Origin of the sequence: Pseudonocardia nigra (assembly GCF_019396355.1) — a bacterium.
Taxonomy (GTDB): domain Bacteria; phylum Actinomycetota; class Actinomycetes; order Mycobacteriales; family Pseudonocardiaceae; genus Pseudonocardia; species Pseudonocardia nigra.
In genome coordinates, this window is the sequence record NZ_JAHKRK010000206.1 from 1 (window position 1) to 14,615 (window position 14,615).

Here is a 14,615-nt window from a genome sequence, read left to right on the forward strand (position 1 = left end):
ATCGCCATCGGGACCTCCTCGAGCACCATCAGAACCACGGTCTGGTTCCCACGGGACCGATGTTTCCGTGCCGAGGGGGTCCCGCCACATGTCACCTTTCGGGCAGACCTATCGGACGAAGGTGCCGCTCGCGCAACGCCGGTCCTCAGTGAGAGGGCCGCCACCGCCACCGCCACGGCTCGTCGCTGTCGTCCCGTTCCCAGACCACCGGCTCGCCGCTCGCTTCGAGGACGTCGGCGAGCCAGTGCGTGGCGTCGGGGTCCCAGCCGGCGATCACCGTGGCCCCGCCAGCGACGGGCAGGGGGCGCCCGGGCGCGGCGAGGTAGGCGGCCACCGTCAGGTGCACCGCGTCGTACTCGGTGGCCACGGCCGACCAGTCCGGGATCAACCAGGGGCCGTCCCGGCCCGTGGTGCGCCACCAGTCGTGCCGCCGGGCTCGGGTCACGTCGAGCGGGTGGCGCTCCACCAGGTCCACCCACGCCTGCGGCCCGCTGACCTCGTACACCCGTGGCGCGCGGACGGGGCGCAGCGGCAGCACCGTGGCCTGCGACCACCCGGCGTCGTCCTCGGTGAGCATCAGCTGCGTCGCGCCCAGGCCGGACCGGGCACGTGAGGTCGTGACGAGGTGCCCACCCGCAGGTGCCGACCACCAGATCCCGCTCCAGCGAGCGCGCGGGTCGTCCGGCCGCTCGTGGGCGCTGCGCTCGTCCTCCACCGTCGTCCGCCACCACTCCCGCAGGCCGTCGGCGGCCCCGCCGAGCCGGGGCGGGTCCGTCGAATGCTCGCCGGTCCACTGCACGTGCGCCTGTGCGTCCGCGTCCAGGGGCGAGGTCCACCACTGCCACGTCGGCGACGCCACCACGGCCTGCGCCACCGGCCGCAGCGCCGCGACGACGTCCGGGTCGGTGAGGAGGACGTCCTCCTCGTCGGGCTCCTGCCAGTACCGGGCATGGGCCACGGCGTCGGCGAGGCAGGTGAGCAGGGTGTCCTCGGTGGTGTCCGCCGCGGGCGGGAGGGCGGCGAGCCACCGCCGGCGGGTCGCCCCGTCGCCCGGCGACCGGGCCGCGTCGACGAACGCCCCGCGGACATCGTCGCGGCCCGCGCAGGCCACCTCGGCGCAGAACCGGCGCCCCCGCGGCCCCGACAGCACGGCGCCCGCCTCGTCCACCGGGCCGAGGGTAGCCCTGCGGCGAGCGCGCCCCGCCACCTCGGCGGCCTCCGGGCGACGAAGAGTCCAGCAGCTTCGAACGAGGGCCTCGGGCGCCGAACACCACCGACGGTGACCACGAGCTGTCCGGCCGCGATCTCGCCCTCCAGCGTCGTCTCGGGATCGCTGCGCACGTCCAGTGCACCCCAGCGTCACCGTTTCGCCACGCCTCATGGCGTGCTCATGGAGGATCTCCTACACAGGCACGCAGCCCAGGGGGAGGGTCGTGGGACGCGAGGTGAACGCGAGCGAGGAGCCGGAGGGCGGCGCGGCGAGCGTGAGTTCCTACCGGCTGCAGCAGCAGGATGACGGGAGCGCCGTCGTCCTCGCGGGTGAGGGGCGTTCCGGGCGGCTGCACATCGGCCCGCGGGAGCTGCCGTACGGGCAGACCTCGACGATCCGGTATGCGGAGATCCGCGAGCTGTGGGTGCACGAGAGCTGTCGCCGCCGAGGGATCGGCGGTGAACTCGTCCGGCGCGCACTCGCCTGGGCCCGGGCGGAGGGCTACGAGCGCATCGCCGTGGAGGCCAGTGCCCGCCCCGACCGGCCGGCGTTGCCGTTCTACGAGGCGCTCGGGTTCACGCGGCGCTCGGTCGTGCTGGACCTCGGGCTGTCGGACGTGAGCGGCGCACCAGTGGATGGAGCAGGGAGCGGAGACCAGGCCGGCGAGGAGCGTTCGTAGGCCACCGGCGCCGAAGCCCGGCGAGCTCCGACCGGGTGAGCACGGCGGAGAGCAGGCTGCCGCAGCGCGCAGGATGGCTCCGAGCGAAACTCCGCTACTCGCGATTCGGGGTCAGAAGGGCGGCGGGTCGGCGTCGGTTCCGGCCGCCCCGTCGGGGTTGCCGGGCGCCGTCCAGGGGTCGATGCGCGGGCCCGGGACCGGGTCAGGCGGAGTCGCCGCTGCTGGTCCCGATGACGGCGGTGGTGGTTCGGGTCTGTAGTCGAAGGGTTCGCTGTAGTAGCTGTGCCCGGTGGGGGTGATCCATTCGATGCGGCCGCCGGGGTGGGCGGTGACCTGCCATCCCGGGCGGTGCTTCAGCTTGTGGTGGTGGACGCAGCCGTCCATCAGGTTCGGCTCGGCGGTGGGCCCGTGGGGGAACGGGACGATGTGGTCGAGCTCGGCGTCCAGGGCGCGGCGGCGGCAGATCGGGTGGCGGCAGGTGACATCCCGGGCCCGGACGAAGTCGGCGAGTGCGGCGGGTGGCTTGTAGACCTTGCGGCCGTGGTCGAGCAGCGCCCCGGACAACGGGTCGGTGACCAGCCGATGCCAGACGGCGTCGGCGGCGATCTCTCGAGCCAGGTCGGCCGGGATCGGGCCGTAGCCGATCAACTCGCACGGCTGGTCATCCGCGCCGAGCAGAGTGGAGTGCGGCATCACGATCTGGATCAGCGGTTTGCCAGGGGTGACCGGCCGCGGCACCGGCCCGAACCACGGTGTCGGGACGGGGCCGGTGCCGGGCGCGTCCGTGCTGTCGGCGCCCTCGCCGTCAGCACCGTCGGTGTCCGCCGGCGCGCTGTCGGTCGGTCCGGTGTCGGTCGGCTCGGGCGCGGTTCCGTCTGCCTCGGCTCGTGCGCAGGTGTCCCGGTCGGCGGTGCTGTCCCGGTCGGCGGTGCTGTCGGGGTCGGCACTGTCGGTTCCGGTGGACTCGGACCCGGCGTCGGTGTGGCCGGTGTTGCGGCCGTAGGTGATCTGTCCGGTGAGCAGGGCGACGAGCAGGTCCGCCCGGCGGGCGTCCATGCCGCGGGTGTCGTCGCTGCCCATACCGCGGGCGAGGCGGGTGAGCCACTGGTAGGCGGAGTGCGCATCCGGGGCGGACAGCATCGCCCACAACGCGGCCATCCCGTCCTTCTCGTCGCCGACCACGACTCGGCGATCCTTGCGGGCCTCGCGGTGGCGGGCCGCCGCACCCTTGGCATCGACCGCAATCACCGCGCGGGTCAGTGCGGCCCGCAGCTGGGCGAGGGTCTGTCTCGGGGCCCGATCGAGGACGCGGTCCTGCACTGCGGTGGCGTGTTCGGCGCTCAGGTACAGGGTGGCGTCGCAGAGGGCGCGGACCTTCCGCTCGTCGAGCAGCCCGTCCTCCCACGCCTGCCGGGCACTGGCGAGTTCGGCGTCGAGCCGGATCGCGTCGCACAGCCGCGCCTTCGCGGTGCCGCGGGACAGGTGCAGGGCGAGCCCGATCTCGTCGGGGGCGTAGCGGCTCAGCGCCGACGCCGTGTCGGTCATGGCCGATTTGGGGTGGTCGCCGGGGCGGCGGCGGGCGAACTCGGACAGCAGCCGGGACTGCCGGGCCTGTGCCCAGGCCGCGAGCCGTTCCCACGCGATGATCGCGTCGACCAGCCCGGCGTCGGACATCGCCGCCGGATCGGCGGTCGAGGATTCCAGGTCGAGCGCCAGCCATCCCGACGGGCGCATCCGGGCGACGGTGTAGTCCGCCACCGGGCCGGAGTCCATCTCCGGCTCCCACTCGGGCCCGCCGTCCTCGGTCGGCTCCGGCAGATCCAGCAGGTCCGCGGGCAGGGCCTCCAACAGCTGCGCGAAGGGTGTGACTCCCGGGTCGCCCCATCCGTCGTCGGCGGGTTCGTCGAGCTGGTCCAGGGACGCGAGCCAGTCGTCGTCCACCGCGGACCCGACGACCGACTCGAACATAGGTTCGATTCTACCGCTGCCACCTGCGGATGTCGAGGTCGCCGGGCATTCGGGTCGCGACGCTGCGGAGAACGGTCGCGGATCGTGGTCGACGAGCGGTGCCCCGCATGCGGGTGGGTGCGCGTCCCGCTGCACCCGAGCCCGGTGACAGTCGCTGCAAAAGAATCGGCCCCTCACCCTGATGAAGCAGGTGAGGGGCGGATTCTCATGGTCACCGTGATGGTGCCCCCGGCAGTGTCCAGTCTCAACACATCCCGGACGGGTGTCTCACGACATGCCGGACTGATGTCTCAGGAGATCAAGGACGGTGCGCGGATGATCGCGCATGTCGTCGAAGGCACGCCTGGTGATCACCGCTGTCGTCCTGGAGAAACGACCCGTCGCGCAGGTCGTGCGCGACTACGGCGTGTCTCGCTCCTGGGTCTATGAGCTACTGGCCCGCTACCAGGCCGAGGGTGAGGCGGCGTTCGAGCCGCGGTCTCACCGGCCCCAGATCTCGCCGCGAGCCACTCCGCCCGAGACCGTCGAGCTCGTGCTGAGGCTGCGCAAGCAACTCGGCGAGCAGGGCCTGGACGCGGGCGCGGACACCATCGCCTGGCACCTGGCCCACCACCACAACACGACGTTGTCGCGGGCCACGATCCACCGGATCCTGGCCCGCCACGGCGCGGTCGCGCCCGAGCCGGCCAAACGTCCCCGCTCCTCCTACATCCGGTTCGAGGCCACCCAGCCCAACGAGTGCTGGCAGTCGGATTTCACCCACTACCGGCTCACCCGCCCGGACGGCCGCCCCGGCGCCGACGTGGAGATCATCACCTGGCTCGACGGCCACTCCCGCTACGCCCTGCACGTCAGCGCACACCGGCGCATCACCGCCCGTATCGTGGCCGACGCCTTCACCCTCGCCGCAGCACAACACGGCTACCCGGCAGCAACCCTGACCGACAACGGCATGGGTCTACACCGTCCGGCTGGCCTCCCCCCGCGGCGGACGCACCGCCCTGGAGAGCGAGCTACGCCGCCACCGCATCGCGCCGAAGAACAGCCGCCCCCAACCACCCCACCACCTGCGGAAAGGTGGAGCGCTTCCAGCAGACGATGAAGAGCTGGCTACGCGCCCAACCCGAACAACCCACGACCGTCGCGGCCTTGCGAGCCCTCCTCCGCACCTTCCGCGAGACCTACAACCGGCAGCGCCCCCACCGCTCGCTCCCACACCGGGCCACCCCGGCCACCGCCAACACCGCCCGCCCGAAAGCCAGCCCCACCAGCGACGCCCGCACCGGCGACAGCCACGACCGCGTCCGCACCGACAAGATCGACAAAACCGGCTGCGTCACCCTGCGCGTCGCCGGGAGACTCCGCCACATCGGCATCGGCCGACCCCACGCCGGAACCCACGTCCTGCTCCTGGTCCAGGACCTGCACGTCCGCGTCATCCACGCCGCCACCGGCGACCTACTCCGCGAACTCGAGATCGACCCCGTGCGCGACTACCAGCCCCGACACAAGACCACCTGAAACGACGGACGCCCGAACCCACACACCGTGGGTTCGGGCGTCCGGGATGTCCTGAGACATCACATGGTGCCCCCGGCAGGATTCGAACCTGCGCTCCCGCCTCCGGAGGGCGGTGCTCTATCCCCTGAGCTACGGGGGCCGTGCGATGGGACAACCCTAGCGCACGCCGAATCGCTACAGCGGCAGGGGCTCCGCTCCTCGTTCAGCGAGCAGTTGTCGCAGGTAGTCGCTCTCCGCCTGCTGCGACTTGAGCATCTGCGCCGCGAGGTTGCGCACCTGCGGCACGGCGGCCTGCTCCGCGGCGTACTGCATCATCCCGACGCCGCCCTGGTGGTGGCGCAGCATCAGCTGCAGGAACAGGACGTCCATCTCCTGGCCGGTGGCGGCGCGCAGGGCGGCGAGCTCGGCTTCGCTGGCCATCCCGGGCATGGTGTTGACGCCGGCCGCGGTGTCGCCTGCGTCGCCGTGCGAGTGGGCGGGGCCCGCCATCCACTCCATGTGCTCGCCCAGCGGCAGGGGGGAGGCGTTCCAGAGCGAGAGCCAGCCCTGCATCCGCCCGATCTGGGAGTTCTGGGTGGTCTCGATGTCGGCGGCGAGCTGGGCGATCACGGGGTCGTTCGTGTGGTCCCGGGCCCAGGCCGCCATCTGCACGCCCTGCTGGTGGTGCACGGTCATGTCCTGGGCGAAGCCCACGTCCACCGAGTCGGGCGCGGGCGCCGCCGGGGACGACGAGCCGGGCAGGCCGATGAGGATGCCACCCGCGGCGCCGAGGAAGAGCAGGGCGAGCACCGCGGCGACGGCGAGCAGGGGGCGCACCCAGCGCGCCTCACCACCGCCGCCAGGCCGCTCGTCGCCGCTCGTCCCGGCGGGCGCGGTGCGTTCGGTCGGGGTGGTCACCCCTCCCATCATGAGCCCATGGCGGGGGCGGCGCCGCCCGTGCCCGAGGTCTCCGGCTGCGAGCCCGGCGTGCCGGGCGCCGGCGCGGGGGCGAACGGCGGCGGGTTCTCGCGGTCGAAGCCGCCCTGGACCGGGCCGATCTCGTTGCAGGTCGCGCCGGGCTCGGGGTGCTGGTACTGGTTCAGCCGCAGCGCGGTGATGAACTGGTCGATGCGCGGGTCGTTCGGGTCCGACAGCTTGAGCTGGTGGCCCCACGACTGCAGTGACATCGGGGTGTCGAGGCCCGGGTAGGGCGACATCACCATGTACGGCTCGCCCTCGACCTTGGCCCGCAGCGTCTCCAGCGCCTCGCCGGAGATCTGGTCGGGGTTGTAGGCGATCCACACGGCGCCGTGCTCGAGCGAGTGCACGAGGTTCTCGCTGCGGATCGGCTGGTCGTAGACCACCCCGTTGCACGCTGCCCACGCGCCGTCGTGCGCGCCGCCGAACGGCGGGCTCTGCGTGTACGCCACCTGCTGGTCACCGCTCACGTGCAGGCCACCCGGATACTCCTGCGCGACGACGCCCTCGATCTGCGTCGACGGGTCCTGGTTCTCCTCCGACGGGGTGAACGGTGCCATCGCCGCGGCCTGCTCCTGGCTCTGCTGGTTCTGCAGGAACGCGTAGCCGAAAACGGCGCCGGCGAACAGGACCACGACCACGACGGCCGCGATGAGCCCCCACGGCGTCGACTTGTGGCTGACCACCGGGGGCCGGGACTTGCGGGCCGCCTTGCTCTTGTTGCCGCTGACCATGAACCGTCCAGACGTGAGATCGAGAGACAGCGCGACCGTCACCCGGACGGCCCTTGCCTTCCGCGAGTGTAGGAGCGGCGCCTGAGAAACCCGTGAGCAGCACCTCCTAGACTTGGGTGGTGACTCCCGCCCTGCTCGCCGACCTGGTCCGTGCCGCCGCCTCCGACGTGCTCACGCGACGCGGCCTGGACCTCGCCGCGCTCCCCGCCGACGTCGGCGTGGAGCGTCCGCGCAACCCCGAGCACGGCGACTACGCCACGAACGTGGCCCTGCGCACCGCGAAGAAGGCGGGCGTGAACCCGCGCGAGCTGGCCGGCTGGTTCGCGGAGGAACTCGCCGGCCGCGAGGGCATCTCCGGCGCCGAGGTCGCCGGGCCCGGCTTCATCAACCTCCGGCTCGCCGCCGACGCGCAGGGCGCGCTGGTGGGCGAGGTGCTCCGGGCGGGCGCGGGCTACGGGGCCGGCGACGAGTACGCCGGGCGCAACGTGAACCTCGAGTTCGTCTCGGCCAACCCGACGGGGCCGATCCACCTCGGCGGCGCGCGGTGGGCCGCGGTCGGCGACGCGCTGGGCCGGGTACTCACCGCGCGCGGCGCGAAGGTCACCCGCGAGTACTACTTCAACGACGCGGGCGCCCAGATCGACCGGTTCGTCGACTCGCTGATCGCCGCCGCGCAGGGCCGCCCGACGCCGGAGAACGGCTACGGCGGCGCGTACATCGGCGAGATCGCCGAGCAGGTGCTCGCCGCCGAGCCCGGCGTGCTCGACCGGCCCGACGCCGAGTGTCGCGAGACGTTCCGGCGGGTGGGCGTCGGGCTGATGTTCGACGAGATCAAGCGCGCCCTGCACGAGTTCGGCACCGACTTCGACGTGTTCTTCCACGAGCAGTCGCTGCACGACTCCGGCGCCGTCGAGGCCGCGGTGCAGCGGCTCAAGGAATCGGGCAACCTCTACTTCGCCGACGGGGCGTGGTGGCTGCGCTCCACCGACCAGGGCGACGACAAGGACCGGCCGGTCATCAAGAGCGACGGAGAGCCCGCTTACATCGCCGGTGACCTCGCCTACCTGCTCGACAAGCGCTCCCGCGGCTTCGACCTGTGCATCTACATGCTCGGCGCCGACCACCACGGCTACATCGCGCGGCTCGAGGCCGCCGCTGCCGCGTTCGGCGACGACCCGGCCGTGGTCGAGGTGCTCATCGGGCAGATGGTCAACCTCGTGAAGGACGGGCAGCCGGTCCGGATGAGCAAGCGCGCCGGCAACGTCGTCACGATGGACGACCTGGTCGGCGCGGTCGGGGTCGACGCGGCCCGCTACTCGCTGATCCGGTCGTCGGTCGACTCCACGCTCGACGTCGACCTGGACCTGCTCGCCAAGCGCAGCAACGACAACCCCGTGTTCTACGTCCAGTACGCGCACGCCCGGCTCGCCTCGCTCGCCCGCAACGCCGCCGACCTTGGCGTGGAGCCCGGCGAGGCGTTCGGGCTGCTGGAGCACCCGCGGGAGGGCGACCTGATCCGCACGATTGGGGAGTTCCCCACGGTCGTCGCGTCGGCGGCGGAGCTGCGCGAGCCGCACCGGGTGGCGCGCTTCCTGGAGCAGCTGGCCAGCGCCTATCACAAGTTCTACGACTCCTGCCGTGTGCTGCCGATGGGCGACGAGGAGGTCTCCGACCTGCACCGTGCCCGGCTTGCGCTGTGCGTGGCCGCGCGCCAGGTCTTCGCCAACGGCCTCGGGCTGCTGGGCGTGTCTGCTCCGGAGCGGATGTGAGGGCTCATCCGGCAGGCCCGCTGCACGCCGGCTTCCAGGTCCCCCCGGAAGGGGCGGGCCCGCGGCCCGTCGACGCGGCCGGGCTCGACGAGCTGGCGCCGTCCGTGTGGCCGCGCAACGCGGCGCGCGGTGTGGACGGCGCGCTGGAGGTCGCCGGAGTCGACGTGCGCGACCTGGCCGCGCGGTACGGCACCCCGCTGTTCGTGGTGGACGAGGCCGACTTCCGGTCCCGGGCCGCGGAGTTCGGGGCCGCGTTCGGCGCGCGGGCGGTGCACTACGCGGCGAAGGCTTTCCTGTGCACCGAGGTGGCGCGCTGGGTCGCGGAGGAGGGCCTGAGCCTGGACGTGGCCAGCGGCGGCGAGCTCGCGGTCGCGCTGCGGGCGGGCTTCCCCGCGGAGCGGATCGCGATGCACGGCAACAACAAGTCCACCGCCGAGCTGGTGGCCGCCGTCGAGGCGGGCGTCGGCACGGTGGTCATCGACTCGTTCCACGAGATCGCGCGCCTGGACGCGGTCGCGCGCGAGCGGAACGTCGTCGCGCCGGTGATGATCCGCCTCACCGTCGGTGTCGAGGCGCACACGCACGAGTTCATCGCCACCGCACACGAGGACCAGAAGTTCGGGTTCTCGATCGCGGGCGGCGAGGCGAGCGACGCGGCGGAGGCCGTCCGGCGGGTGCTCGCGGCCGGCGGGCTGCGGCTGGTCGGGCTGCACAGCCACATCGGCAGCCAGATCTTCGACACCGAGGGCTTCGAGGTGGCCGCGCACCGCGTGGTGCGCTTCCTCGCGCAGCTCCACAAGGAGCACGGCGACGCGCCGCTGGAGGCGCTCACCACCCTCGACCTCGGCGGCGGCTTCGGCATCGCCTACCGCGCAGAGGAGACGCCGGTGGACGTGCCGTCGCTGGCCGAGGAGCTGCGCGCGATCGTCAAGCGCGAGTGCCACGCCGCCGAGCTGGACGTCCCGCACCTGGCGGTCGAGCCGGGCCGGGCCATCGCCGGGCCGGGCACGGTCACCCTGTACGAGGTGGGCACGCTCAAGGACGTGCCGCTGGGCGGGTCATCGCGCCGCCGCTACGTGAGCGTCGACGGCGGGATGAGCGACAACATCCGCACCGCCCTCTACGACGCGATCTACGACTGCAGGCTCGTCTCACGCTCCTCGGAGCGCGACGGCAGCGGCGACGCGGTGCTGTCGCGGGTGGTCGGCAAGCACTGCGAGAGCGGCGACATCGTCGTGCGCGACTGCTGGCTGCCGGCCGACCTCGCGCCCGGCGACCTGCTGGCCGTCGCGGCCACCGGCGCGTACTGCTACTCGATGGCGAGCTCCTACAACCGCCTCCCGCGCCCCGCGGTCGTCGCCGTCAAGGACGGGGCCGCGCGCGTGCTGTTGCGGCGGGAGACGCTCGAGGACCAGTTCCGGCTGGAGGTCACGTCGTGAGACCGGTCACGGAGCGCGGCGTCGCAGCGGTGCGTCCGGAGAGGATCGGCGCAGTTCACAGGGGATCCAGCAGGGCAGGAGGCAGCGCGTGACCGGCAACGACGGGAAACCAATCCGGGTCGCCATGCTCGGGTGCGGCACCGTCGGCACCGAGGTGGTGCGCCTGCTGCGCGAGCACGCCGACGATCTCGCGGCCCGCGCGGGCGCGCCCGTCGAGCTGGCGGGCGTGGCCGTGCGCCGCCCGCACAAGCACCCCGAGCTGGGTGAGCTGCTCACCACCGACGCCCACGGCCTGGTCACCCGCCCCGATGTGGACGTCGTCGTCGAGGTGATCGGTGGCATCGAGCCGTCCCGCACGCTGCTGCTGGAGGCGCTGAAAGCGGGCAAGTCGGTGGTGACGGCCAACAAGGCGCTGCTCGCCGAGGACGGGCCCACGCTGGCCGAGGCCGCCGACGCGTCCGGCGTCGACCTGTACTACGAGGCGTCGGTCGCCGGGGCCATCCCGCTGCTACGCCCGCTGCGCGAGTCGCTCGCGGGCGACCGGATCACCCGCGTCGCCGGGATCGTCAACGGCACCACGAACTTCATCCTCTCCGCGATGGCTGCGTCCGGCTCGAGCTACGCCGACGCGCTCGAGGAGGCCACCCGGCTCGGATACGCGGAGGCGGACCCGAGCGCCGACGTCGACGGCTACGACGCCGCGTCCAAGGCCGCGATCCTCGCCTCGCTCGCGTTCCACACCCGGGTCACGGCCGCCGATGTGCACTGCGAGGGCATCCGCTCGGTCAGCGCGGCCGACATCGCCGCGGCCGCCGAGATCGGCTGCGTGATCAAGCTGCTCGCGATCTGCGAGCGCACGCCCGCCGACGAGTCCACGCCGGAGTCGGTGTCCGCGCGGGTCTATCCCGCGATGATCCCGGCCACGCACCCGCTCGCCGCCGTCGACGGCGCCTTCAACGCGGTGTTCGTCGAGGCGGAGGCCGCGGGGCAGCTCATGTTCTACGGGCAGGGTGCGGGCGGCGCGCCCACGGCGAGCGCGGTGCTGGGCGACCTCATGGCGGTGGCGCGCAACCGCGTGATCGGGGGCCGCGGACCGCGCGAGTCGGCGTACGCCAGCCTGCCCGTCCGGCCGATGGGCACGGTGCCCACCCGCTACCACGTCAGCCTGGACGTGGCCGACCGCGCGGGTGTGCTGTCGGCGATCGCCGGCGAGTTCGCCCACCACGGGGTGAGCATCGCGGCAGTGCGGCAGACCGGCGGCGGCAACGGCGGGGCGGCCGCCCGGCTGGTCGTCGTCACACACGGCGCCCCGGAGGCCGCGCTGGCCGCCACGGTGGACGTCCTCACCGGACTGGACGTCGTGCGCGGCGTCGACAGCGTGCTGCGGGTCGAGGACCTGGGGCGAAAGGGTGTTGCGGGATGACGGCTCCGGCCAAGGCCACGAGGTGGCCCGGCGTGATCGAGGCCTACCGCGACCGGATGCCGGTGCAGCCGGACTGGCGGATCGTCACCCTCGGTGAGGGCGGCACGCCGCTGCTGCCCGCCCCGCACCTGTCCGAGCTGACCGGCTGCGAGGTCCACCTCAAGGTCGACGGGGCCAACCCCACGGGCTCGTTCAAGGACCGCGGCATGACGATGGCGGTCACCGATGCGCTCGCCGAGGGCAAGCAGGGCGTGCTGTGCGCGTCCACCGGCAACACGTCGGCGTCGGCCGCCGCGTACGCCGCGCGGGCCGGGATGACGTGCGCCGTGCTCGTGCCGCAGGGCAAGATCGCGCTCGGCAAGCTGGCCCAGGCCGTGGCGCACGGCGCGCGGATCCTGCAGATCGACGGCAACTTCGACGACTGCCTCGAGCTGGCCCGCAAGACCGCCGCCGACTACCCGGTGGCGGCGCTGGTCAACTCCGTGAACCCCACGCGGATCGCCGGTCAAGCGAGCGCGGCCTACGAGGTCTGTGACGAGCTGGGCCGGGCCCCGGACGTGCACTGCCTGCCCGTCGGCAATGCGGGCAACATCACCGCGTACTGGGCCGGGTACCGCAACTACCTCGCCGACGGCCTGATCGGCGCGACGCCCCGGATGTTCGGCTACCAGGCCGCCGGGGCCGCGCCCCTGGTGCACGGCGAGCCGGTGCGCAACCCGGAGACGATCGCCACCGCCATCCGCATCGGGGCGCCGGCGTCCTGGGCCGCGGCCACGGCGGCGCGCGACGAGTCCGACGGGCGGTTCGCCGCCGTCACCGACGAGGAGATCCTGGCCGCGTACCGGTTGCTCGCGGCGCGCGAGGCCGTGTTCGTCGAGCCCGCGTCGGCGGCCAGCGTCGCGGGGCTGCTGCAGTCGGCGGCCGACGGCACGCTGCCGCGCGGCTCGCTCGTGGTCTGCACGGTCACAGGGCACGGCCTGAAGGACCCCGACACCGCCCTGCTCGCCGCCCCGGCCCCGACAGTGGTGCCGATCGATCCCGGCGCGGTGGCCGACGCCCTGGAGCTGGGGTGAGCGCGGGCGCCAGCAAGGTGGCTTTGCTGCCGCCCAGTGACAGTAAAGCCACCTTGCTGGCATCGGGAGGACGCTGATGGGACGGCCGACCGAGGTCCGGGTGCGGGTGCCGGGCTCGTCGGCGAACCTGGGCCCCGGGTTCGACTCGCTGGGGCTCGCGCTGTCGCTGTACGACGACGTCGAGGTGTCGGTCGCGCCCGACGGCGTCACGGTAGAGGTCGAGGGCGAGGGTGCCGGGCGGGTGCCGTGCGACGACTCGCACCTCGTCGTCCGGGCGATGCGCACCACCTGGGACATCGTGGGCGACGCCCCGGCGGGCGTGCGCCTGCGCTGCCGCAACGCCGTCCCGCACTCGCGCGGGCTGGGCAGCTCCGCGGCGGCCGCGGTGGCGGGCGCCGTCGCGGCCGTCGTGCTCGCCGGGCGGGACCCGGAGCTGGAGCGCGACACCGTGCTGCAGGTCACGGCGGGCATGGAGGGGCATGCCGACAACGCGGCGGCGAGCCTGCTCGGCGGGTTCGTCGTGGCCTGGGAGACCCCGGGGAATACGGACGAGCGGTTCCACGCTGTACGACTCGACACGCATCCGGGCATCCGCCCGGTGGCGTTCGTCGCGGGAATCGAGTCCCTCACCAGCACCACGCGCGGGCTGCTGCCCGAGCGCGTGCCGCTGGCCGACGCCGCCTTCACCGGCAGTCGTACCGCGCTCGCGGTGCTGGCCTTCACCCAGCGCCCCGAGCTCCTGATGGCCGCCACGGAGGACCGGCTGCACCAGGGCTACCGCCGACCGGCCTACCCGGCGTCGGCCGACCTGGTGGACGCCCTGCGGGACGCGGGCGTACCTGCCGCGATCTCCGGTGCCGGACCGACCGTGCTGGCGCTGCCGCCCGACGGCGAGGTGCCGGCCGGGATCGACGCGGCCGGGTTCACCGCCGTGCCGCTGCCCGTCGACCCGGCGGGTGCCCGCGTGGAGATCGGCTAGGTCCGGTTCGGCGTGTTGTGCCGGGGGTTGTTGCCGCCACCAGTGGGAACGTCTACTCTCGGCAGCGCAACGGCGATCCACGCGTCATCCGCGTGGCCACTCGAGCCGGAATCTCCAGCATCCGTTCGTCGAGATCCGGTTCCGACCCGAGCGGCCTCTTCCCCGCGACCGTCGCGGCGATCGTCGCCCTTGCTGTCGGGGCGGCCGCATTTCCCGCGACCCGTTGACCGACATGTCGTCCGGCACACCGTCCGGGCGAGCGTGTGAATCCCGCTGACCAGGGCACGTCCCGGTCGGTCAGGAAGGACATCTGTGAGCGAGACCGATCTCGTCAGCACCGAGGCCGCACCCGCGCCGCGCAAGCGCGGCGGACTCTCCGGCATGGTGCTGGCGGAACTGCGCCAGCTGGCCGGGGAACTGAACATCCCGGACATCTCCGGCATGCGCAAGGGTGACCTGATCGCGGCCATCAAGGAGAAGCAGGGCGGCGCGCCCGCCCCCAAGTCCGCTTCCGCGCAGCTCCCGCTGCCCGCGAACGGCGCTGCTGCGACCACCGCCGAGGCGCCTGCCGCCGAGAAGAAGCCGGCCAGGCGTTCCACCAAGCGCGCCGCGGCTGCCGACGCCACCACCAACGGGGCGGGCAACGACGCGGCCGCGAGCGACCTCGCTGCCGCGGCCCCCGCTGCGGACGCGGCCGCCAACGGCTCCGCGCCCGCCGCCGAGGCGCCCGCGCCCACCACCACGCGCCGTCGCCGGGCGGCCAGCCGTCCCGCCGGTGCGCCCAGCACCACGGCGGCCGACGGCACCGCTCCGGCCGCCGCCGCCGCGCCTGCTGCCGCCCCGGCGACCGAGGGCCCCGCGAG

General features: G+C 73.4%; 13 protein-coding genes and 1 tRNA gene. 9 read left to right on the plus strand and 5 right to left on the minus strand.

Annotated features, from left to right (window positions below; genetic code table 11):
* Window positions 1-145: 145 nt before the first annotated feature.
* On the minus strand, window positions 146-1,168 hold the full coding sequence (locus KME75_RS33255) for a hypothetical protein (protein WP_219418911.1): 1,023 nt from the start codon (window positions 1,166-1,168) through the stop codon (window positions 146-148).
* Window positions 1,169-1,433: 265 nt separating this feature from the next.
* Here KME75_RS33255 and KME75_RS33260 point away from each other — a divergent pair, with 265 nt between their 5' ends.
* On the plus strand, window positions 1,434-1,889 hold the full coding sequence (locus tag KME75_RS33260; protein WP_219418912.1) for a GNAT family N-acetyltransferase: 456 nt from the start codon (window positions 1,434-1,436) through the stop codon (window positions 1,887-1,889).
* Window positions 1,890-2,000: 111 nt separating this feature from the next.
* On the opposite strand, the gene KME75_RS33265 is transcribed toward KME75_RS33260, so the two are convergent.
* On the minus strand, window positions 2,001-3,857 hold the full coding sequence (locus KME75_RS33265) for an HNH endonuclease signature motif containing protein (RefSeq protein WP_219418913.1): 1,857 nt from the start codon (window positions 3,855-3,857) through the stop codon (window positions 2,001-2,003).
* A 325-nt stretch (window positions 3,858-4,182) separates the two neighbouring features.
* Between KME75_RS33265 and KME75_RS33270 the strand changes: the two genes are divergently transcribed.
* Both KME75_RS33270 and KME75_RS33275 read left to right on the plus strand, forming a co-directional pair.
* Window positions 4,183-4,959, plus strand: a complete 777-nt coding sequence (locus KME75_RS33270) for a DDE-type integrase/transposase/recombinase (protein ID WP_219418914.1) — start codon at window positions 4,183-4,185, stop codon at window positions 4,957-4,959.
* On the plus strand, window positions 4,956-5,378 hold the full coding sequence (locus tag KME75_RS33275) for an integrase core domain-containing protein (RefSeq protein WP_246633328.1): 423 nt from the start codon (window positions 4,956-4,958) through the stop codon (window positions 5,376-5,378). Before KME75_RS33270 ends, KME75_RS33275 begins: the two co-directional genes overlap by 4 nt.
* Window positions 5,379-5,442: 64 nt before the next feature.
* Here the strand turns inward: KME75_RS33275 and KME75_RS33280 are convergent.
* The 3 genes from KME75_RS33280 to KME75_RS33290 all read right to left on the minus strand — a co-directional run bounded on the left by KME75_RS33280 (window position 5,443) and on the right by KME75_RS33290 (window position 7,069).
* Window positions 5,443-5,517 (minus strand) — tRNA-Arg (locus KME75_RS33280).
* 35 nt (window positions 5,518-5,552) lie between these two features.
* A complete protein-coding gene (locus tag KME75_RS33285) occupies window positions 5,553-6,275 on the minus strand; it encodes a DUF305 domain-containing protein (protein ID WP_308283310.1) in 723 nt (240 codons plus the stop codon).
* An 8-nt stretch (window positions 6,276-6,283) separates the two neighbouring features.
* On the minus strand, window positions 6,284-7,069 hold the full coding sequence (locus tag KME75_RS33290) for a thioredoxin-like domain-containing protein (protein WP_219418916.1): 786 nt from the start codon (window positions 7,067-7,069) through the stop codon (window positions 6,284-6,286).
* Window positions 7,070-7,188: 119 nt separating this feature from the next.
* Here KME75_RS33290 and argS point away from each other — a divergent pair, with 119 nt between their 5' ends.
* The 6 genes from argS to KME75_RS44090 all read left to right on the plus strand — a co-directional run.
* Entirely contained in the window at window positions 7,189-8,838 is a 1,650-nt protein-coding gene (argS, locus tag KME75_RS33295) for an arginine--tRNA ligase (protein WP_219418917.1), read from the plus strand.
* Window positions 8,835-10,277, plus strand: a complete 1,443-nt coding sequence (lysA, locus tag KME75_RS33300; protein ID WP_219418918.1) for a diaminopimelate decarboxylase — start codon at window positions 8,835-8,837, stop codon at window positions 10,275-10,277. Before argS ends, lysA begins: the two co-directional genes overlap by 4 nt.
* A 124-nt stretch (window positions 10,278-10,401) precedes the next feature.
* Window positions 10,402-11,700: a homoserine dehydrogenase gene (locus tag KME75_RS33305; RefSeq protein ID WP_246633332.1), complete on the plus strand. Its 1,299-nt coding sequence runs from the start codon at window positions 10,402-10,404 to the stop codon at window positions 11,698-11,700.
* The gene (gene thrC / locus KME75_RS33310; protein WP_219418920.1) at window positions 11,697-12,773 is read left to right on the plus strand and encodes a threonine synthase; all 1,077 of its coding nucleotides are present in this window, start codon (window positions 11,697-11,699) and stop codon (window positions 12,771-12,773) included. The genes KME75_RS33305 and thrC overlap by 4 nt, the downstream gene beginning before the upstream one ends.
* Window positions 12,774-12,849: 76 nt before the next feature.
* Window positions 12,850-13,752: a homoserine kinase gene (gene thrB / locus KME75_RS33315; protein ID WP_219418921.1), complete on the plus strand. Its 903-nt coding sequence runs from the start codon at window positions 12,850-12,852 to the stop codon at window positions 13,750-13,752.
* A gap of 312 nt (window positions 13,753-14,064) precedes the next feature.
* Window positions 14,065-14,615: Rho termination factor N-terminal domain-containing protein (locus tag KME75_RS44090; RefSeq protein ID WP_308283311.1), on the plus strand; the 551-nt coding region annotated here is incomplete at its 3' end.

Excerpts from the sequence above, each read along its gene's own strand:
- KME75_RS33305 (WP_246633332.1), top strand. The coding sequence starts at position 10,402 with ATGCTCGGGTGCGGCACCGTCGGCACCGAGGTGGTGCGCCTGCTGCGC.
- thrB (WP_219418921.1), top strand. The coding sequence starts at position 12,850 with ATGGGACGGCCGACCGAGGTCCGGGTGCGGGTGCCGGGCTCGTCGGCG.
- KME75_RS33275 (WP_246633328.1), top strand. The coding sequence starts at position 4,956 with ATGAAGAGCTGGCTACGCGCCCAACCCGAACAACCCACGACCGTCGCG.
- KME75_RS33290 (WP_219418916.1), bottom strand. The coding sequence starts at position 7,069 with ATGGTCAGCGGCAACAAGAGCAAGGCGGCCCGCAAGTCCCGGCCCCCG.
- KME75_RS33270 (WP_219418914.1), top strand. The coding sequence starts at position 4,183 with ATGTCGTCGAAGGCACGCCTGGTGATCACCGCTGTCGTCCTGGAGAAA.
- KME75_RS33265 (WP_219418913.1), bottom strand. The coding sequence starts at position 3,857 with ATGTTCGAGTCGGTCGTCGGGTCCGCGGTGGACGACGACTGGCTCGCG.
- thrC (WP_219418920.1), top strand. The coding sequence starts at position 11,697 with ATGACGGCTCCGGCCAAGGCCACGAGGTGGCCCGGCGTGATCGAGGCC.